Origin of the sequence: Virgibacillus aidingensis (assembly GCF_010994035.1) — a bacterium.
Classification (GTDB): Bacteria; Bacillota; Bacilli; order Bacillales; family Amphibacillaceae; genus Virgibacillus_N.
This window is the reverse complement of the sequence record NZ_WIXN01000007.1, coordinates 1-20,555: the sequence shown is the minus strand read 5'-3', so window position 1 is coordinate 20,555 and position 20,555 is coordinate 1. Positions and strand designations below refer to the sequence as shown.

At 42.8% G+C, this 20,555-nt stretch carries 19 protein-coding genes; 10 read left to right on the top strand and 9 right to left on the bottom strand.

Going from position 1 to position 20,555, the window contains the following annotated elements; genetic code table 11:
* Positions 1–10: 10 nt before the first annotated feature.
* The 3 genes from leuC to ilvA all read left to right on the top strand — a co-directional run bounded on the left by leuC (position 11) and on the right by ilvA (position 3,085).
* Complete coding sequence (gene leuC / locus GHD25_RS07540; RefSeq protein WP_164215776.1) at positions 11–1,417, top strand: 3-isopropylmalate dehydratase large subunit; 1,407 nt, start codon at positions 11–13, stop codon at positions 1,415–1,417.
* A 72-nt stretch (positions 1,418–1,489) separates the two neighbouring features.
* The gene (leuD, locus tag GHD25_RS07535) at positions 1,490–2,071 is read left to right on the top strand and encodes a 3-isopropylmalate dehydratase small subunit (RefSeq protein ID WP_164215775.1); all 582 of its coding nucleotides are present in this window, start codon (positions 1,490–1,492) and stop codon (positions 2,069–2,071) included.
* 66 nt (positions 2,072–2,137) lie between these two features.
* Complete coding sequence (gene ilvA / locus GHD25_RS07530; RefSeq protein WP_164215906.1) at positions 2,138–3,085, top strand: threonine ammonia-lyase; 948 nt, start codon at positions 2,138–2,140, stop codon at positions 3,083–3,085.
* A 189-nt stretch (positions 3,086–3,274) separates the two neighbouring features.
* On the opposite strand, the gene GHD25_RS07525 is transcribed toward ilvA, so the two are convergent.
* Entirely contained in the window at positions 3,275–4,141 is an 867-nt protein-coding gene (locus GHD25_RS07525; protein ID WP_164215774.1) for a YitT family protein, read from the bottom strand.
* A gap of 181 nt (positions 4,142–4,322) precedes the next feature.
* Complete coding sequence (locus tag GHD25_RS07520) at positions 4,323–4,787, bottom strand: CoxG family protein (RefSeq protein ID WP_164215773.1); 465 nt, start codon at positions 4,785–4,787, stop codon at positions 4,323–4,325.
* 176 nt (positions 4,788–4,963) lie between these two features.
* Here GHD25_RS07520 and GHD25_RS07515 point away from each other — a divergent pair, with 176 nt between their 5' ends.
* Complete coding sequence (locus GHD25_RS07515) at positions 4,964–6,349, top strand: leucyl aminopeptidase family protein (RefSeq protein ID WP_164215772.1); 1,386 nt, start codon at positions 4,964–4,966, stop codon at positions 6,347–6,349.
* A gap of 636 nt (positions 6,350–6,985) precedes the next feature.
* A complete protein-coding gene (locus tag GHD25_RS07510) occupies positions 6,986–7,294 on the top strand; it encodes a hypothetical protein (protein ID WP_164215771.1) in 309 nt (102 codons plus the stop codon).
* A gap of 394 nt (positions 7,295–7,688) precedes the next feature.
* Here GHD25_RS07510 and GHD25_RS07505 read toward each other — a convergent pair whose 3' ends face one another.
* From GHD25_RS07505 to rfbA, 7 genes are read right to left on the bottom strand one after another with little or no spacing between them, the layout of a single operon-like run.
* The gene (locus GHD25_RS07505; RefSeq protein WP_164215770.1) at positions 7,689–9,389 is read right to left on the bottom strand and encodes a DUF6044 family protein; all 1,701 of its coding nucleotides are present in this window, start codon (positions 9,387–9,389) and stop codon (positions 7,689–7,691) included.
* Complete coding sequence (rffA, locus tag GHD25_RS07500; RefSeq protein WP_164215769.1) at positions 9,352–10,482, bottom strand: dTDP-4-amino-4,6-dideoxygalactose transaminase; 1,131 nt, start codon at positions 10,480–10,482, stop codon at positions 9,352–9,354. The genes GHD25_RS07505 and rffA overlap by 38 nt, the downstream gene beginning before the upstream one ends.
* 4 nt (positions 10,483–10,486) lie before the next feature.
* Positions 10,487–10,843, bottom strand: a complete 357-nt coding sequence (locus GHD25_RS07495) for an EamA family transporter (RefSeq protein WP_164215768.1) — start codon at positions 10,841–10,843, stop codon at positions 10,487–10,489.
* Positions 10,843–11,556, bottom strand: a complete 714-nt coding sequence (locus GHD25_RS07490) for a nucleotidyl transferase family protein (protein WP_240452272.1) — start codon at positions 11,554–11,556, stop codon at positions 10,843–10,845. The genes GHD25_RS07495 and GHD25_RS07490 overlap by 1 nt, the downstream gene beginning before the upstream one ends.
* Positions 11,557–11,578: 22 nt before the next feature.
* On the bottom strand, positions 11,579–12,532 hold the full coding sequence (locus GHD25_RS07485; protein WP_164215767.1) for a glycosyltransferase family 2 protein: 954 nt from the start codon (positions 12,530–12,532) through the stop codon (positions 11,579–11,581).
* A complete protein-coding gene (rfbB, locus tag GHD25_RS07480; protein WP_164215766.1) occupies positions 12,508–13,542 on the bottom strand; it encodes a dTDP-glucose 4,6-dehydratase in 1,035 nt (344 codons plus the stop codon). The genes GHD25_RS07485 and rfbB overlap by 25 nt, the downstream gene beginning before the upstream one ends.
* Positions 13,539–14,465 (bottom strand): glucose-1-phosphate thymidylyltransferase RfbA, encoded by a 927-nt coding sequence (rfbA, locus tag GHD25_RS07475; RefSeq protein WP_164215765.1) that lies wholly within the window; start codon positions 14,463–14,465, stop codon positions 13,539–13,541. The genes rfbB and rfbA overlap by 4 nt, the downstream gene beginning before the upstream one ends.
* A 776-nt stretch (positions 14,466–15,241) precedes the next feature.
* Here rfbA and GHD25_RS07470 point away from each other — a divergent pair.
* The 5 genes from GHD25_RS07470 to GHD25_RS07450 form a co-directional block, all read left to right on the top strand.
* A complete protein-coding gene (locus GHD25_RS07470) occupies positions 15,242–16,258 on the top strand; it encodes an ABC transporter ATP-binding protein (RefSeq protein ID WP_164215764.1) in 1,017 nt (338 codons plus the stop codon).
* Positions 16,245–17,177 (top strand): ABC transporter ATP-binding protein, encoded by a 933-nt coding sequence (locus GHD25_RS07465; protein WP_276207807.1) that lies wholly within the window; start codon positions 16,245–16,247, stop codon positions 17,175–17,177. Before GHD25_RS07470 ends, GHD25_RS07465 begins: the two co-directional genes overlap by 14 nt.
* Before the next feature lie 7 nt (positions 17,178–17,184).
* Positions 17,185–18,147 carry an oligopeptide ABC transporter permease gene (gene opp4B, locus GHD25_RS07460; protein ID WP_164215763.1) on the top strand — a complete coding sequence of 321 codons (963 nt, stop codon included), beginning with the start codon at positions 17,185–17,187 and terminating at the stop codon, positions 18,145–18,147.
* Positions 18,148–18,163: 16 nt separating this feature from the next.
* A complete protein-coding gene (locus tag GHD25_RS07455) occupies positions 18,164–19,072 on the top strand; it encodes an ABC transporter permease (protein ID WP_164215762.1) in 909 nt (302 codons plus the stop codon).
* Between the two features lie 153 nt (positions 19,073–19,225).
* Positions 19,226–20,555: ABC transporter substrate-binding protein (locus tag GHD25_RS07450; RefSeq protein WP_240452271.1), on the top strand; the 1,330-nt coding region annotated here is incomplete at its 3' end.

The following is a 20,555-nucleotide window of genomic DNA, read 5'->3' as shown; positions in this document are numbered from 1 at the left end:
GGGATTTTACATGGGAAAGCCTGAAACGATAGTTGAAAAAATATGGAATAAACATGTGGTGCATGCAGAGGAAGGAAAACCGGATTTACTGTATATTGACCTGCATTTAGTGCATGAAGTAACCTCTCCCCAGGCTTTTGAGGGACTTCGGCTCAATAACCGCACCGTGCGCCGGCCTGATTTGACCTATGCAACAGTGGACCATAATGTGCCGACCAGAAACAGGGATATCATCAAAGATGAAGTTGCCAAAAAACAGATGGAGACATTGAAAAACAATTGTAAAGAATATGGAATTCCGCTGGCAGACATGTACCATCCGGATCAGGGAATCGTTCATGTGATCGGACCGCAGCTCGGCCTGACCCAGCCCGGTAAAACAATTGTCTGCGGGGACAGCCACACTTCCACCCATGGGGCGTTCGGAGCTTTGGCTTTCGGTATTGGAACAAGTGAAGTAGAGCATGTGCTTGCCACTCAGTCCATTTGGCAGGAACGCCCAAAAACGTTAAATGTGAAAGTGGAAGGGAACCTGGGCCCAGGGGTCACTGCCAAGGATTTAATTTTGGCAATCATTGCGAAGTTCGGCGTGAAGTTTGGCACCGGACATGTCATTGAATATACGGGCGAGGCAATTCGCAATTTATCCATGGAAGAGCGGATGACTATTTGCAATATGTCGATTGAGGCAGGAGCTAGAGCAGGTTTAATCAGTCCGGATGAAACAACCGTGGAATTTTTAAAAGAGAGGGAATATGTTCCAAAAGGAGATGCCTTTAACGAAGCAGCAGCTGCCTGGCTGGATCTCGCCACTGATGAAGGAGCAGTATATGACAAAACAGTTACAATTCAAGCTGCCGAAATTGAGCCGCAGGTTTCCTGGGGAACAAATCCAGGGATGTGTGTGCCGGTAAATGCTGCAACCCCATCCCTGGAGGAAGCGGAAAACGCTGAGGACGTAAAGCGTGCACTGGAATATATGGGATTGGAAGAAAATCAGCCGATCAGTTCGATTGAAATTGATCATGTATTTATCGGATCCTGTACCAACTCGAGATTAAGTGACTTGCAGAAGGCAGCTGCCATTGTGAAAGGGAAAAAGGTAAACGACAACGTAAGAGCGATCGTGGTTCCGGGCTCCTTCAGCATTAAGCTGCAGGCGGAAAAAGAGGGATTGGATCAAGTATTTAAAGAAGCCGGATTTGAATGGCGGGAAGCCGGCTGCAGCATGTGTCTTGCTATGAATGACGATGTCGTTCCTCCCGGCGGGAGATGTGCATCCACTTCCAACAGGAATTTTGAAGGAAGACAGGGGAATGGGGCAAGAACACATCTGGTAAGTCCGGAAATGGCCGCAGCGGCCGCAATAGAAGGGCGTTTTGTAGATGTTCGGGAATTTGCCGGTGCTGTCAGCTAGCTTTAGCTGAGAGGGAGATGTGTTATCCCTCCTGCAAAGTGGCATAACGGATCGATAGGAGGAACTTTTATTATGGAAGCAATTGAAAGTCATAAAGGAAGTGCTTATCCGCTGGACCGGAGCAATGTGGATACAGATCAGATCATCCCAAAGCAGTTTCTAAAAAGAATTGAACGCACCGGATTTGGTCAATTTCTTTTTTACCACTGGAGATTCGATGATGATGGAAAAATGAGAGAAACATTCAGTTTGAATGACAATAAATACAAGGAAGCCTCCATACTATTGGCAGGTGAAAACTTTGGCTGCGGTTCTTCCCGGGAACATGCCCCGTGGGCGTTACATGACTACGGGTTTAAAGTAATCATTGCTCCAAGTTTTGCAGATATTTTTTACAATAATGCCCTGAAAAACGGACTGCTGCCTGTAAAAATGGATGAAGCACAGGTAAAGCAATGGATGAAGCAGGCTGAAGATGGGGCATTGGAATTATTTGTTGATTTAAAGCTGCAAACCATTACAGATGATAATGGTAGGGAAGTAGCTTTTGATATTCCGGAATATCATAAACAGAAACTTTTGAATGGCTGGGATGATATTTCACTGACGTTGCATCATGAAGCAAAAATCGAGGCATATGAGAAAAGGAATTAAACTTCAGGAACAGGGGAGAGTGAAACCTTTGGGGATTGCTTAACAGGCGAAAAAGTGCATACAGCGATGGGCCGATTAAAGCCGATTGTCCATCGCACACCTTTACTGACATCAGAAACAACCAATCGAATAGTTGGCAAAAATGTTTATTTTAAAATGGAAAACCAGCAGAAAACCGGTGCCTTCAAATTCAGGGGTGCTACTTTTAAACTGATGCAGCTTCCAAAAAAGCAGTTGAAAAGAGGCGTGATTACCGCTTCAGCCGGAAATCATGCACAGGGGGTGGCTTATGCTGCCGCTAAATTGGGCGTAAAAGCTACGATTTATATGGGAGAAAAAACGCCGGCTGCAAAGGTCGATGCCACTCGAAATTACGGAGCAGACGTGATTTTAACGGGAGAAACCTTTCAGGAAGCATATGAGGCATCATTGAAGAAGCAAATGCAGACAGGGGCAGTATATATTCACCCGTTTGACGATCACGACATCATGGCCGGCCAGGGTTCAATTGCCATGGAGATGCTGAGACAGGAAGACCGTATGGATACAATCATCGTTCCCATTGGAGGAGGCGGCCTCATAAGCGGGATCGCTGTTGGGGCCAAGCATGTCAACCGGAACATAAAGATTATTGGCGTGCAGGCACAAGGGGCGCCAGCCATGCATAAAAGCTTCCATCAGAAGAGGATGATGCATATTACTTCCGTTAATACAATTGCGGAAGGCATTGCCGTGAAAAGACCGGGTCAGCATACACTGCCGATCATCCAGGAATATGTAGATGATATTGTAACGGTAACAGACGCGGAAATTGCATCAGCTATTCTGTATATGCTCGAGCGTAATAAAACTTTAATTGAAGGAGCGGGAGCAGCAGCGATTGCAGCTTTATTTGCGTATAAAGATGAGTTAAAATCAAGGCATTGCGGGATTGTAGTCAGCGGGGGAAATATGGATATCAGCATGATGCCAAAAATTCAGCAACTCGCAAAGAGCTTTCATTATTCAGCATAGATTTATCAATATGAATGTGAATGGTGGTACAATTATGAAACGGATTCATTTCGTGAAAATGAATCCGTTTATTTAATATGAGAAAATTTGATAGGAATAGAGACTTCAGAGTCTGATGATCAACCAAATAGAGTTCTTTTTTTGTCTTTTAGAACATAGGACGATGATTTAGCATCACCGCCAGATTTCTTATAATTTCTGCCCGTAATACTTGTCCAACGAGAAACCGCGGCCCAGAATTTCCGATGCGTTAATGAAAATAACAAAAGAATCCGGTTCTTCTTTTTGTAAAATCTTCCTTAATTGAACAGCCTCCTGATTTTCTGTAACACAAAGGATCATTGTTTTATCTGTGTTTGAATACCCTCCAATAGACCGGATTTTCGTGAGGCCCCGGTCTATTTCATTGCTGATGATCCGCTGAATTTTTTCTTCATTTTCAGTAATAATCATAATCAATTTGGTGGCAGAAGTCCGCAGCTGCACCACATCAATCGTTTTGCTTGTAATATAGATACACATTAACGCAAATAATGTAAGTTCCAGGTTAAACACAATAATAGAAGAAATGACTACTACGCCATCCACAAAAAGCTGGGAATAGCCGCTTGAGAGGCCGGTGAATTTTTTAACTATCTGAGCAATGGCTGCTGTTCCCCCGGTTGATCCGTTTCCTTTATATACAATACCAAGACCGGCTCCTAAAATAACCCCTCCGTAAATGGCGCCAAGCAGGGGATTTGTCACTGTAAATGGGATATCGGCGGTAAGCCAAATAACAAAAGGAACCCAGAAAGTACCGAGCAGTGTTTTCCAGCTGAAATCCGATCCCAAGGCAAGCCAGCCTATAATAAAAATAGGAATATTAATTAAAAATTGCGTGAAGGCAGGGCTTAAGGCGTACAATTCAAATAAAATTGTACTGATTCCTGATATTCCGCCCGCAGCAAGTTTTGATGGCAATAGAAACAAGTTATAGGAAAGTGCTACAAGGGTGGCGCCAACAATTATCTGTACATATTCTAGTGATGGTTTATGAAATTTTCTTTTGGTCATAGCAGGCCGGATCCTTTCTAAGCAAATCATCCGAAGTTTTTTTGAATTCATTTGAAAATAGGTGCCTGCTATATTCTATCATTCAGGGGCAGCAGAGTAAACAGGCTGAATCCGGGATCAATATTTCCATAATAATAAAAAGCTTTTCACCATCATACCCGGTGAAAAGCTGTCATTGTAATTATATATTTACTGCTTCTGCCGTTTGCCGTTTCATCATATTGTATGCAACCGATTCAGTAAATCTTTTCATCGTTTTTGGTAGCAGCGTTTTCAAAATTGGATTGATCATTGGTCCGGTAAATCCACCGGCTGAGATTTGCAGGTACCCCGTCATTTTTATGGATTTCTCACTAAGTGCATCTGCCTGAAAATATCCGTCTCCAGATATATTTTCGTCCATTCCTTTTAATGTAAACATCACCCTGGTGGGTTCTGCCCACTCTTTAATATCTAATCTCAACTGAACAGTTTTCTGCACGAACCCTGCCTCCCCTGTGAATGTCCAGGTGGATTGTCTGTCATTAAGCTGTTTATGGCCGGAATAACCCGGCACGAGCGGGGCCCAGTTATTCATATCTTTCACGAAATTCCATGCACGGTGGATCGGGATCTCCAATTCCATTTGATGATGAGCACTTGGCATTGCTGTTACCTCCTAATTATGTAAAGATATACACACATTCTTCATTATATGCAGGGGACGGAATTGTAGAATCCATTATAATGATTTAAAAATATATTTTTATTGGTTGGAGGATTTATTACTTCGGGTGTCGAATAAATATGTTAGGAAGGGACTTTTTGAGGAGGATTAATTAAATGATTAAAAAAGCAGCTATTATATATGAAGGAAGTAAATTGATACAGGAGAACCATTCGATAAAACAGTATACAGCAAATGCCCCGGGAAAATTTTGTATGCTTCCTGTTAATGATGAATTCACCGTTGTGGTAAAAGAAATAAAAGGGAAAAACAAAACGAGTGAAAAAGTCAGGATGCTCGCCGGTGATGTAGCCCGCAGTTTAGGGAAGAACAGCGTAGAAGCAGCTGTGGTAAACATAATAACCTTACAGGAAATATTTCCTGAGGTGGAAACAGCAGCACTGGTAACTGCCTTTGCAGAGGGCTGGGATTTGGGACAGTACAGTTTCTCCTCTTATAAATCGGAACAGACTGGAGATAGAACGGTTTTGAAAATAGAGGGAGATGAACAGGTAGAAAAGTGGGCGGAAAAGGGAAGAGTCCGTGCAGAAGCTACCGCTTTTTCCCGCGATCTGATGAATGAAATACCGAGCAAGCTGAATCCTGCAACATTTCCATCATTGCTGGAGAAAGAGTTTTCAGGTACGGATGTGGAAATAACCGTACTGGATAAAAAGATGCTCAAGGAAAAGGAAATGAACGGCATATTGACGGTCGGACGGGGAAGCATACATGAGCCGGCATTTGTGGAAATGACATATTGCGGCGATGAAACGAAGCCGCTTGTTGCCCTTGTAGGAAAAGGGGTTACATTTGATACTGGCGGCATTACCCTGAAAAGAGGAAAAGATCTAAGCAGCATGCGGTTTGATATGGGGGGTGCTGCAGCAGTTGCAGGGGCAATGAAGCTTTTATCTGCTTCAAAAGCAAAGGTCAATACAGTGGCACTCATCCCCATTGTGGAAAATATGCCTGACAGTACATCGGTCATCCCGGGGGATGTCATTCGCTATAAAAACGGATTACATGTGCAGGTTGGCAACACGGACGCGGAAGGCAGGTTAATACTGGCTGATGCACTGATAAGAGCAGGGGAACTCCAGGCAGCGTATATTGTGGATATAGCTACATTAACCGGTGCCATTATGAATGCGCTTGGAACAAAGCTGGCTGGCGTTTTCGGTGATGAACAGCTGTCCTGGAAAATGAAGCAAATTGGTGATGGAAATGGCGACTTTAACTGGCCGATGCCGCTCGTTGACGCCTATGAAAGCTATATAGAAAGTGATTATGCCGATTTTAATAACACAAGTGCCAAAGGTGAAGCAGGATCAATTGTTGCCGGGCTGTTTCTCCGCCGGTTTGTGCCGGAGAACATCAGATGGCTTCATATTGATATGGCCGGCAGGATGCAAAGTGAGGAAAACGGTTATTACGCAAAGTCTGCCACAGGATTTGGAACGAGGCTGCTGGCCGATTTTACCGAGCAAATTTCGGAATAATTATTGATGGAAAATTAAATATAAAAAACCTCCTGCTTTCTTCTGAAGGGGAGAAAGTTGGAGGTGTTTGTTTAGCACGCTAAAAATATTTTTGTACCGTAAAAGTCGATGAATAGCGGGAGAAATTAAAATTTTATTCACCTGTCATTCTGCTTAAGTTCTCAAAAGACGAAGCCCTCTTCGATTACATTACATACCGTGCCTATCGAGCAATGAACGTCTGAGAAAAATCTTCATTTGTTAATAGATCTGGCTTATCAGGCGACGAATGGCAAGGGAAAGTCTCCATTCGTTAACAGATCGGGCTAACCAAGCGGCGAATGTCGTTGGAAAATCTTCATTCATTAACAGATCTGGCTTATCAGGCGACGAATGGTGGGGAAAACCTTTCATTCGTTAACAGATCGGGCTTATCACGCAATGAATGGTGAGGAAAAATCGTCATTCATTAACAGATCGGGCTTATCACGCAACGAATGGTGGGGAAAAATCTTCATTCGTTAACAGATCAGGCTTATCAGGCAATGAATGGTGGGTGAAAACCTTCATTCGTTAACAGATCGGGCTAATCAATCGGCGAATGGCAGTGGAAAAGCTTTCATTCGTTAACAGATCAGGCTTATCAGGCAACGAATGGTGGGGAAAACCTTTCATTCGTTAACAGATCGGGCTTATCACGCAATGAATGGTGAGGAAAAATCTTCATTCGTTAACAGATCAGGCTTATCAGGCAACGAATGGCGGATGAAAATCTTAATACGTAACCAGATCAGGCTAATCAAGCAACGAATGGCGAGGGAAAATCTTCATTCATTGACAGATCAGGCTTATCAGGCAACGAATGGTGGGGAAAATCTTCATTCATTAACAGATCAGGCTTATCACGCAATGAATGGCGAGGAAAAGCTTTCATTCGTTGACAGATCGGCCTTATCACGCAATTAATGGCGAGGGAATATCTTAATTCGTTAACAGATCGGGCGAATATCGTTGGAAAATCGTCATTCATTAACAGATCTGGCTTATCAGGCGACGAATGGTTGGGAAAACCTTCATTCATTAACAGATCAGGCTTATCACGCAATGAATGGAGAGGAAAAATCGTCATTCATTAACAGATCTGGCTTATCAGGCAACGAATGCTGGGGAAAACCTTCATTCATTAACTCAACAGGTTTATCAAATCCAGAATGCCACAGAACCCATTCATTCACCTACCGAATTCATAAGATCCCGAACATCCTCCTTCGCAATCCGGAAAAATAAACTGGGACAAGGTACCTGTCCCTCTGTCCCACAGCAAAACAAACTGGGACAAGGTACCTGTCCCCGTGTCCCGCTATTCTACTGCGTAAAGTCTTATCCGCCAGGGGGAATCTTTGTGCTCGAAGGTTTTTTCCAGTTCCAATCCAAGTGCTTCACTGTTTTGAATCGGCACGGCAGAGAGGATATAATCGCCGCCAAGTGCTTTCAGAGCATCTGTATTAATATTCAGTTCTTCAATTGCTCCTTCTTCTTCACGTTCCTTGGTAAACATATAATCTTCCCCGTGTTCTCCGACATAAATGTAAAGTCTGCCGCCCCATGTATCAAAATAACGCTCCAGTCCCGGGTTCTTTTCCAGTTCTCCTTCAATCACTTCTCTGAATGCATGTTTATATTCCAATGGAAAACTGTTATTATACGTATCCAATGTGAAAAAACCGTTGTACTGTGCGATGGTTGGGTGCATGCCGATGCTGACAACCCTGTACGCTGAAGGCTCCATGCCAATATATTCCTGCACCTCGTCAAACAATTCCTCCGAATAGAATTCCTGGAAAGTGGTTCTTCCAAATGCACTGTACTTGGATTCTTCATTCAAATTAAATAAAATGCCGCACTGGATCACAAGCAGTGAAACAGCAATAACCTTTCCATATCTGAACGACTTCCATAAAATAACCAGAGCGAGTGCAAAACAGACATACCAAATCGCAGGGTCAAAAAAATGAATCCTTGCAAAATTAAATGTATTGGCCACGGAAAAGTTATCCTTTACTATCCGCCAGCCTTCCCAATACCAGAACGCATACCAGACAGATATAGCAAAATTAAACAAAAACAGTCCAAGCAGCAGCTTCCCGTTTAGTTTCCGGAGGGCTGCAGCAATGAAAGCTATTCCGATCACAGGGACAATCACCCATATGTGTTCTGATAAATCATGGGTATGGTCAAATAAAAAGTTTTCAAATGAAAGCTCCACGCTGCGCTGAAAGGAATTATGGCCGAGATTCATTTCCTCCCGGTGGGAAACAAAGCCGTCATCCAGAAACATCGAGAATATGAGCAAATAATTTTTCACTACATAAATGGCTGTCATTGAAGCTATCGCAATGAGAAAAATCCAATTTGGGCGTTTGCTTCGAATCCAGTCCATGAGCCATATAACTCCCATGATTGCCAAAAAGAAAACAAATGTTAACACAAAATTTGAAAAGAAGGGGATCAGTAAAAGCGTAAGCCAATAATACCACGGGGTATCTTTACCGCGTTTTTTAATCGTCAAAAAAAGGTGAAGTGCAAGCGGCAGCCCTGCAATGGAAAGCATACCCGATGGCCAGTACGGCAGCATGGCAAAAGCCAGGGAAGCCCCAACGACGATTAATTGGTACTTTTCCCTGCGGATGATATGCCGTTTCAATAATAAATACATCCCAAAAAAAGCAGCAAAACGCATAATAGTCTGCCCGATCGTATACGCAGTCATCGGTGCAAAAAGTACATACAGCCAAACCATGCCATCCAGCCCCGAAGGAAGTGTGCTTCTTGGCAGGCCATTGATGACATTAGGCAGTCTCGTATCGGTCAGAGTGAAAATCTGACCGCTTTCAGCAAGCAGTTTATACCAGACTATATTTGAATCCAGATTGTCATGCTCCCGGATGTGGGTGTCTTCTCCCAGAATAAAATAGGGCATGAGATATAAAATAATAATAAATACTGCAATACCAATTAAAATATTATGCTTTGAAAAAATTCCGGACTTGTTCGATGACATAACGTACAGCCTCTTCTCCCATGTCGTAATACATTGGCAGACGAAGTAACCTTGCACTGTCTGCTGTAGTATACTTATCCTCACCAACTAATTTACCGTATTTACTTCCTGCCGCAGAGCTGTGGAGCGGCACGTAATGTGACGCTGTTTGAATCTGCTTGTCCCTTAAAAATTTCATCAGCCGATTGCGTGTTTCTCCATCTCTTGTTTTCACATAAAACATGTGTGCATTATGGCGTGTCTCCTCAGGTACATGGGGAATTTCCAGCAGTCCCTCCCCGGCCAAATTCTCCAACCCCTGCTGATATAATTCCCAGGAGGCCATCCTGTCCTGTAAAATAGCATCAGCATCCTCCAGCTGTGCGGATAAATAAGCTGCATTTATTTCGCTTAATAAATAGGAAGAACCAATATCTTGCCATGTATATTTATCTACTTCACCACGTACAAACTGGGAGCGGTTTGTGCCTTTTTCCTGCAAAATCTCCGCCCTTTCCATAAAAGCGGAGTCATTCAATATCAGGGCACCGCCTTCTCCACAAGTGTAATTTTTCGTATCATGAAAGCTGAATGCGCCAAAATGCCCGATGGTGCCTGCATGCTTCCCCTTATATGTACTCATCAAGGCCTGGGCCGCATCCTCTACAACAAATAAACCGTGGCGCGCTGCTATGTCCATAATTTCATCCATATTACAGGGAATGCCGGCATAGTGGACGGCAACAATCGCTTTTGTCCGCTCGGTTATGGCATCCTCAATCAGATTGGGATCCAGGTTCATTGTTAATGGATCCACATCTATGAAACGTATGGCCGCCCCCCTTAAAACATACGCATTGGCTGTCGAAACAAATGTATAGGAAGGCATGATTACTTCATCGCCTTGCTCTATCCCCATTAATAAGGCAGTCATTTCCAGTGCATCTGTGCAGGAAGGCGTGAGTACTGCTTTTTCACAACCAAGCCGCATCTCGAGCCACTTTGCTGATTTATTTCCAAAGGGTCCATTGCCGGACAGTTTTCCATTGGTCAGTGCCTGCTGAATTGCAACGGATTCCTTTCCTGTTACACATGGTTTGTAAAATGGTATCAAGCAATCACCTCATTATGATAATTCCAAGCACGATTAATGCAAAACCCATTATTTTTTGCATCGAAACAGGTTCGCCGAATAAAAAAGCCGATAAAATAAATACGAGCACAAAAGAAAGACTCATAAACGGATATGCATAGCTGATATCAAATTTTGTCATTGCCGCCATCCAGCTTAATGCGGCCAAAAACGCTGCGAAAAAGCCGGAAAGGATCCACGGATTCAATAGCAGCTGCAGAAGGAAAGAAATTCTTTCCCAGAAGGCTTCAGGAAGGCTGCCATGCTGGTCAATTTTCCATTTTATAATTAATTGACCGTACACGGTGAAAAAAATGGTACCAAAAATATAAAAATACCCCATCACGACACCCCAACCGGCAATGATCCGTTTAGTTTATGGTACACATCTACAGCGCCCTGCGGCCGGAAACCAAGGGATAAAAATAAGTTTAAGGATTTCATGTTGGACGCAGAAATGGAAGTGGTCAGCATCTCATATTCTCCTTGTTCAAACTGCTCCCATACAGCATGACTCGTGAACGGTTTTGCCAGCCCTTCTTGCCGGAATTCTTTTTTAATGGCAAGCAGAAGCACTTTATTATTGGCATAGCCATAGAAGCCGGCAAGCTCCCCTTGGAAATACAGCCCGACAATCATATCTTTAATAATCAGGTCGCTGACCCAATTCATATATCGCTGATCTGCCATGAAATCAGGAATATTAAAATCCCGGTGAAACCTTCCGCCTTTAAAGGATTCTTTAGCAATTTCCAGCACTTCATCCCTGTCAAAATCCGCTGACAGCTGTATATCCTCTTTGTTGAATATGTGAAGATTTTCTCTCCGGCAGGCCGGTTCTATTAATGTATCTACATAGTAAAAGCCATATTTGTTCAGCTGTTCCGTGTTTGCAGAAGGATCCACTTTTAATGTGAAATGTCCTTCCGTTTCATTTGTTGCCTGCAATGCTTGAACACCGGCTTCTGCAAGTTCGTATGTTTCCACATGGAAATTCCGCTTATCCCATGGTGTGGGTCTTAAATATCCATCTATCAATTCCATTTTCCATCCCACTCCTTTTATATAGACTTGTACGTCACTTTTCTCCATCTTCATCCTGCGTTGTTTCCCTGATCAAATAGAGAGGGCGGCCCTTCGTTTCATTAAATACTTTGCCGATATATAGGCCAAGCACACCGAAATTGAAAAAAATCAGTCCCCCGATAAAATAGATGGAAACCATGACACTGGTCCATCCCTGCACAGGTTCATCAAGGAAAAAATAGCGGCCAAATAAATATAGACCATAAATAAATGATACGGAAGCTATGAGAAATCCAAATTGAATAGATAACCGGAGCGGTTTGTTCGACTGGGAAATAATAGCGTCTGTTCCCAGTGTGATCAGCTTCTTGAGGTTGTAGGAGGATTTTCCCGCTTTGCGTTCACTGTGTTTGATCTCCACTGAAGCAGTCTTAAATCCCATCCATTGAATAAACAATGGAAAAAAACGGTTTTGCTCCTCGATTCGCCTGAAGCCGCGCACTACTTTTCGTGAAATGATGCTGAAATTAGCCGCGGTATAGTCGGAGGATGCACCGGTAAAATAGTCATAGATAAGGTAAAACAGCTGCGAAGCTTTTTTCTTAAACCAGTTATCCTGGCGTTCTATGCGCTTGCCAAAAACCACTTCATAGCCTTCAAGTGCCTTCAAATAAAGCTTTGGTATTTCCTCCGGCTGATCCTGCAGATCACAATCCATGACAACGACCCAGTCACCCTCCGCAATATCAAGGCCTGCAGTAATGGCATGATGCTGCCCAAAGTTTTTCGCCAGATCAATTCCTTTAATATTTGTATTTTTTTCATGCAATGCTTTGATTGTCGTCCACGCATCGTCCGGACTGGCATCGTTTACTAGTATGATTTCATAATTGGCTGGAATGGATGTTAATGTTGTTTCCAGTCGGCTGCACAGCTCTTTCAGGCAGGTTTCACAGCCGTAGACGGGGATGACGACGGAAATCAGCGGGTCAGCTGCGGCAGCCATTTGCTCACATACCAGTCCACGGTTTTTTGAAGTCCTGTTGTCAGACTTTCTTTTGGTTTCCAGCCTAAATCATTTTTGAGTTTGGAATCATCAATCGCATATCTTCTGTCATGTCCCAAGCGGTCTTCCGTAAAAGTGATTAACTCTTTAAAACTTGTTAAAGACTCTTCCCTGCTTACATCTGCCTGCTTATCCAAAATTTCGCAAACAAGTGTGGCAATTTCAATATTTGTCAGTTCATTGCCTCCGCCAATATTGTATTTTTCCATTGTCGCTGACTGATGAAATATAACATCCAAAGCCCGGCAGTGATCCCCGACATACAGCCAGTCACGAACGTTCTTGCCATCCCCGTAAATAGGGATGTCCTGCCCTTTTAAAGCATTGGAAATAATAGTGGGAATCAGCTTTTCTTCATGCTGTCTGGGCCCGTAATTGTTGGAGCTGCTTGTGATGATGATATTCATTCCATATGTGTGTCCAAAGCTTTTTACAAGCATGTTGGACCCTGCTTTCGAAGCGCTGTACGGATTACGGGGATCATACGGTGTTTTTTCATTAAACTTGCCGGTTTCTCCCAATGAACCATATACTTCATCCGTTGATATATGATGAAAGCGTCTTTCTTTCAGGGCGCCGCGTTTTTCCCAGGCGTTTTTGGCCGCCTGGAGCAGTGTCATTGTTCCGACGAGGTTTGTCTCTGTAAAAACCGCTGCATCTTTGATGGATCTGTCCACATGGGACTCTGCTGCGAAATGGACCACACCAGTAATATCGTATTCATTGAAAATAGCATTTACTAGAGTGCGATTCGTAATATCTGCCTGGATAAAAAGGTAGTTGGCATTGTTATCCGCACCCGCCAGGTTTGACTTTGACCCGGCATAGGTCAATTTATCAATATTTATAATCTGATAGTCCGGATAATGATGCAGCATGTAGTTTACAAAGTTGGAACCGATAAAACCGGCCCCGCCTGTAATAAGGAGTGTTGGATTGTGTTTCTTCATTTAACCATTCCTAACATTGGATTTTGATCTGTGTGATCCCAATACTGCTTTGTGTACTTTCTTTTAGCTATTTCCAGTAAGTACTGGCCATAATCATTTTTTTCCATGGATTTGCCTTTTCTGTATAATTCATGCTGGGATATATAGCCGAGATAATAAGCTATCTCCTCCAGACATGCCAATTTAAATCCTTGTCTCTGCTGTGTGATTTTTACAAACTCGGCTGCTTCAAATAATGCCTCATGAGTTCCCGCATCCATCCAGGCAAACCCTCTGCCCAACAGTTCCACATCGAGTTCCCCGCGCTTTAAGTATTCCCTGTTCAAGTCAGTGATTTCCAATTCCCCGCGGTCCGATGGCTTTAGATTTTTTGCAAGGCTTGCCGCTTTATTATCATAAATATACAGGCCGGTCACCGCGAAATCGGATTTTGGGTTTTTTGGTTTTTCTTCGATGGATTTTACTTTTTGGTTTTCATCAAATTCGACAACACCAAATCGTCTTGGATCTTTAACTCTGTATCCGAAAACAGTTGCATTGCTGTGCTTGTTCAGCGCATTTCTCAGAATCGTAGTAAATCCCTGCCCATAGAAAATATTATCACCCAAAATAAGGGTTACATCATCAGAACCGATAAAATCCTGTGATAGTGTTAGAGCCTCCGGAATGCCATTTGGCTCCGCTTGCTCCTTATATTTGAGGTTGATTCCCAGTGATGATCCATCCCCAAGCAATCCCCTGAATCGTGGCTGATCTTCAGGCGTGCTGATTATCATGATTTCCCTTATGCCGCCAAGCATGAGAACGGAAAGCGGATAATAAATCATCGGCTTGTCATACACAGCCAATAAATGCTTATTAATACTGTGCGTACTCGGAGCAAGCCTCGTACCGCTGCCGCCCGCCAATATGATTCCCTTCATGGAAGAACCCCTCTCTCGTTAATTGATTAACTTCAAAAACAGGACGATACCGCCACCCCCCATAAACTTTAGGAAAAAGGTTTGAAGTGGCAGCTTAATAACTTATCGTACACAGTAAAGCCTAATAGTCTATTTCCTTTTTTATGATGCAATAATCTTACAGTTTTGTTTCAACTTTGTTTCTGGAATTTACAAAAGGAAAAGGTTATTTTATTTAACGACATTTAAAATAGAAAGATAGGGAAGTCAATATACTCTATTAATTCATATTAGAATAGTATGAATTACGCGCTTGATTAATTAATGAGCCTCATGTATAGTGGCTTTAACTAATTCTGAGACTAAGTACCTGCAAAACTATTATAGTTACCCTTCTAACACTTTCTTAAACCTCCAGGATGAATGAATATAAGCGATATAAGGAAAATAGTAGCAGATAAGGACAAAAATATTAAAAAACATATTGCTTTTTTACTGTAGTTCACCTTATAATTACAAGTACATATTACAATTATGTTAAATTTTTTAATAATATTTATGTTGGCGATTACAAAGCCGTGTACTCGTTTGTTGTAAGCAGTAAGTAATTAAGGATCCGTTATGTATATGCAGCAAAGCAAATCCTTAAAAAACTGGTGCATAGTAACTATACTGCTGTTAAATTTTTCAGAACAAATAAAATACCTTCAAAAAAATTTTTAACGTCAATTATTTGAAACTTCACAGGATAAATTTAATTAGCAAACTTATGTGAAGATAGATCTAGGGGGATTACTTTGAGCGAAGAATTGGTCAAAATACAAAATTTAAAAACATCGTTCAGAATCAAAGATGATTATTATGCCGCTGTGGATGATGTAACATTATCGGTTAATAAAAATGAAGTGCTTGCCATCGTCGGAGAATCGGGATCAGGAAAAAGCGCATTGGCTTTCTCGGTCATGGGTCTCCATAATCGGGCAAAAATAGAAGGTGACATCTATTTCAAAGATCAGAATATTCCAAAGCTCTCTCCGGCTAAACTGAACCAAATGCGCGGAGACGATATGGCTATGATATTTCAGGATCCTTTGACAGCATTAAATCCTTTAATGACCATTGGTGACCAAATTTCCGAAACATTATTTCTCCATAACAAAAATCTCTCAAAAGAGAAACGCCGGGAGAGAGTAATAGATTTACTTAATCAGGTTGGGATTCCCCGGCCGGAATATATTTATGATCAGTATCCCCATGAATTATCAGGAGGGATGCGTCAGCGCGTCATTATTGCGATTGCTATTGCCAATAAGCCAGAGCTGTTAATTGCTGATGAACCGACAACAGCACTCGATGTTACGATACAGGCGCAAATTCTCGATTTGATAAGGGAACTGAAAGAAGATATGGATGCCGGGGTTATTCTGATCACCCATGATCTCGGTGTTGTAGCTGAAATGGCAGACCGGGTAGCGGTAATGTATGCCGGGCAAATTGTAGAAATTGCGGATGTGCATTCCCTTTTTGAAAATCCGCTCCATCCCTATACAAGATCTCTGCTGAATTCTGTACCGAATGCCGATGAGGTGCAGGATAAACTGCATGTGATCCAGGGAATAGTGCCCTCTTTGCAATATCTGCCGCGGAAAGGATGCCGTTTTGCTTCCAGGATTCCGTGGATTGATGAATCAGCTCATGAAGAAAATCCGGAAATGCATGAGGTAAGACCGGGACATTTTGTGCGCTGCACATGTCACAGTCAATTCTACTTCCCGGAGGAGAACAAGGAGGAACATTCTGATGGCATTTCTTGATGTAAAAGACTTAAAAGTGCACTTTCCAATCAAGGGCGGGATATTGCAGCGCACTGTCGGTCATGTGAAAGCAGTTGATGGCGTGTCTTTATCCATTGAGGAAGGGAAAACATACGGGCTTGTCGGAGAGTCCGGTTCCGGGAAAACGACAACGGGCAGGGCGATTATCGGCCTGAACAAGGTTACTTCCGGAGAAATTACATTTGAAGGAAAGGACCTGTCAGTCAGCCAGAAACAATCCAAAGAGGTCCGCCGGGATATTCAAATGATTTTCCAGGACCCTTATTCTTCCTTAAATCCGAAAAAGCGGGTCATTGATATCGTGGCAGAGCCGATACGAAATTATGAAAAGCTCAGCAAATTGGAAGTCAAAAAACGCGTACAGGAATTAATGGAACAGGTGGGCCTGAGTCCGGAAAGCATCTTAAAGTATCCGCACGAATTTTCCGGCGGACAGCGCCAGCGGATTGGTGTAGCAAGAGCGCTTGCCCTGAAGCCGAAATTAATCATTGCGGATGAGCCTGTTTCGGCACTGGATGTCTCTGTTCAGGCGCAAGTATTGAACTTTATGAAGGATATACAAAAAGATCTCGGACTAACGTACTTATTTATCAGCCATGATCTCGGTATTATCAAGCATATGTGTGATGATATAGGAATTATGTATAAGGGCCGCTATGTGGAAGAAGGGACAAGGGATGAAATTTTTAACAACCCGCAGCATATTTATACGAAGCGGCTGGTTGCAGCCATACCTGATATAGATCCGAAAAAGCGGAAAGCGCATCAGCAGTTCAGACAGGAAGTAAAAGAAGAATATGATAAATCCTATAATGATTATTTTGATCATGATGGATTAGCTTATAAACTGCAGAACATATCAGGTACACATAAAGTAGCTTTACCGCAGAAAGGTTGATGGTTAAATGTGGAAATTTATTGTGCGACGACTTTTTGTAACATTTCCTCAAATACTTCTATTAAGTATAATCGTTTTTTTGATGGCAGAAATGATGCCAGGGGATGCACTGACCGGTCTGATTGACCCGAACATTGACCCTGCGGCGATTGAAGCACAAAGGGAAAGACTTGGCTTAAACGACCCTTGGCATATTAAATATGCGGATTGGGTGAGTGGACTGGTGCAGGGGGATCTGGGACAGTCCTTCAGATTTAAAATGCCTGTCAGTGATTTAGTCGGTCAGCGATTACTTAATACATTCTGGTTATCCGTAGCTACATTAATATTTACGTATGCTATCGCACTTCCGCTTGGAATTATCAGCGGACGCTGGAATGATACATGGGGAGATCGTTTAATTACAGGATATACATATGTTGGTTTTGCAGCGCCTCTGTTTATTACAGCACTGGTCATGCTTTGGGTATTCGGTTTCCAGTTAGGCTGGTTTCCGACCGGAGGAAGTGTTGCCCCGGGACTTGAACCCGGATCATGGGATTATTTTGTCAGTAAGGTTCAGCACCTGCTCCTGCCTGCTTTTTCCATGGCGGTAATTACGACCGTCTCCACCGTACAATACTTAAGAAGTGAGATTATCGACACGAAACAAAAGGACTTTATCATTACGGCCAGAGCAAAGGGTGCACCCGAATCAAGAGTGTACAACCGCCATATATTCAGGAATTCTCTCGTTCCGATTGCAGCCTTTTTTGGTTATGAAATTACCGGGTTAATCGGCGGGTCTATCTTCGTTGAAAATATTTATGGTTATCCGGGTATGGGGCAGCTTTTTCTGGATTCTGTATTACTGCGGGATTTTAGTGTGGTGACGGTTGTCGTATTAATTTTTGGGATTGCAGCAATATTGGGTGCGTTAATCTCTGATATCCTACTGAGTATCATTGATCCCCGTATACGGATTAAATAGACTGAGGTGAAATAAAATGGAAACAACCAAGGTAAACGCGGAGCTTCAATCACAGGATTCAACCAGCAGTCCATCCGGTTTAAAGATCTTGTGGCGGGAAATAGTCAGAGACAAAATTGCATTAATATCATTGATTTTTCTAGTCCTTATCAGTTCTTTTGTATTTGGCATATCAATAATTCTCGATCAGGATGAAATTGTTACTGTTGATTTATTTGCCATTCACGAGCCGCCGGGGGATGAGTTTATTCTGGGGACCGATTACGGCGGACGTGATGTATTTGGCCAGCTGATCATCGGGACACGCAATTCTTTGGCCATAGGTATTCTGGTCACTTTAATCGCCGGTTTTGTCGGGATATTGGTAGGATTGCTTTCCGGTTATTTTGGCGGCCATGTTGATAATGCATTAATGCGGCTTGTTGATTTCTTTATGGTGCTGCCGACATTATTGATGGTAATTGTATTTGTTACGATTGTCCCCGACTACAGTATTTGGGCCTTCTCCCTGATTATGGCCGCATTCCTGTGGATGGGGGTAGCAAGGCTTATCCGTTCAAAAGCACTGGCAGAAAGAGAGCTTGATTATGTTCAGGCTTCCAAGACATTGGGTTCATCCAATTTAAAAATTATGCTTACCCAGGTGCTGCCGAATTTAACATCTATTATTATTGTAACGATGACACTGCAATTGGCTGCAAATATCGGAATTGAATCCGGACTGTCCTTCCTTGGGTTTGGCTTTCCGGAAAGTACGCCGAGTCTTGGGACATTGATCAGTTATGCCCGCAACCCGCAAACATTGGAGTTCAGATGGTGGATATGGGTGCCGGCTGCCGTATTAATTCTCTTATTAATGCTTGCAGTAAATAATGTCGGCCAGGCATTAAAGCGTGCAACCGATGCCAGACAGCGCAGAGGATAAATTTAATGAGCTTAAGGAGGTGAGGCAAAGGGGGATTGTTGTACTATTTTGATACCTGCATTAATATGCTGTATAAATATTAATGTTGAGTATACATTGCCAGTCTTGTTATTCAGGCTGGAAGAGGGAAGGAAAAAAAGGGAGGTTAAATTAATGGGAAAGTCAACTTGGACGAAGGCACTATTTGCGCTGCTGCTCGTACTGCTGCTTGCACTGGCTGCATGTAATGGAGATGACGGGGACGCAGATGCCGGAACTGATGATGGTGCTGACTCAGAAGAAACGGCAGATGATGAAGCAGCAGAGGAAGAAGATGACGGAGACGATGCAGGCGGAGAAGATGAGCTTTATTCGATTGAAGATTTCAGTCAAATAAAAACAAATGAAGGTGAAGCCATCGAGGGCGGTACACTGAATTTCGGACTTGTATCCGATACTGCGTTTGAAGGTACATTAAACTGGAACTTTTATTCCGGTGACCCTGATGCGCAAATCCTAGACTGGTTTGATGAACCATTATTACAATGGGATGAAAACTATGTGTATACAAATGACGGTGCAGCATCTTATGAAGTAAACGATGATGGAAATGTATTTACATTCACTATCGGAGATAATGTTAACTGGCATGACGGGGAGCCGGTAACTGCAGAAGACTGGCTGTTCGCACACGAGGTAATTGGGCATCCGGATTACGATGGCCCGCGGTATGGTTCTGATTTTACTAATATTGAAGGTATGGAAGAATATAGGGCGCAATTCCTGGATGATGAGGGCGAGACAATTGATTTATCTATTGAAGATGCAGAACCTATTTCAGGTATTGAAGTAATTGACGAGAAGACATTGGAAATTACGTATATTCAATCAACACCGTCACTTGTCACCGGAAGTATCTGGACATATCCGCTAGCTAAGCATATTTTTGGTGATATGGAAGTTGCCGATATGTCTCAATCACCTGAGGTTCGTGAAAACCCGATTGGTTTTGGTCCATTTAAAGTGGATAGCATTGTACCCGGTGAGTCTGTAACTATGGTTAAAAACGAAGACTACTGGAGAGGCGAACCAAATCTTGATGGTGTAGTTGTAAGAGTTATTAATCCAAATGTTGTTGTTCAGGAACTGGAAACCGGCGGTGTGGATACGGTAAGTTCCTTCCCGATTGATCAATACCCGGATAATGCGGGGATGTCCAATGTGGAATTTCTGGGCACGATTGATCGTTATTACCAGTACATTGGGTTTAAATTGGGAACATGGGATGCCTCCAATGGTGAAGTAGCTACAGATCCAGATATGAAAATGTCTGATCCGGCACTGCGTCAGGCGATGTGGCATGCAGTAGATACTGATGCAGTCGGTGAACAATTTTATAATGGATTGCGCTGGGGTGCAACCACACTGATCCCGCCGATTGAGTCAAGTACTTGTGGGAGATTTTTAAAGTCCCTTATTTTGTATCGTTTAGTCCGTTCTTTGA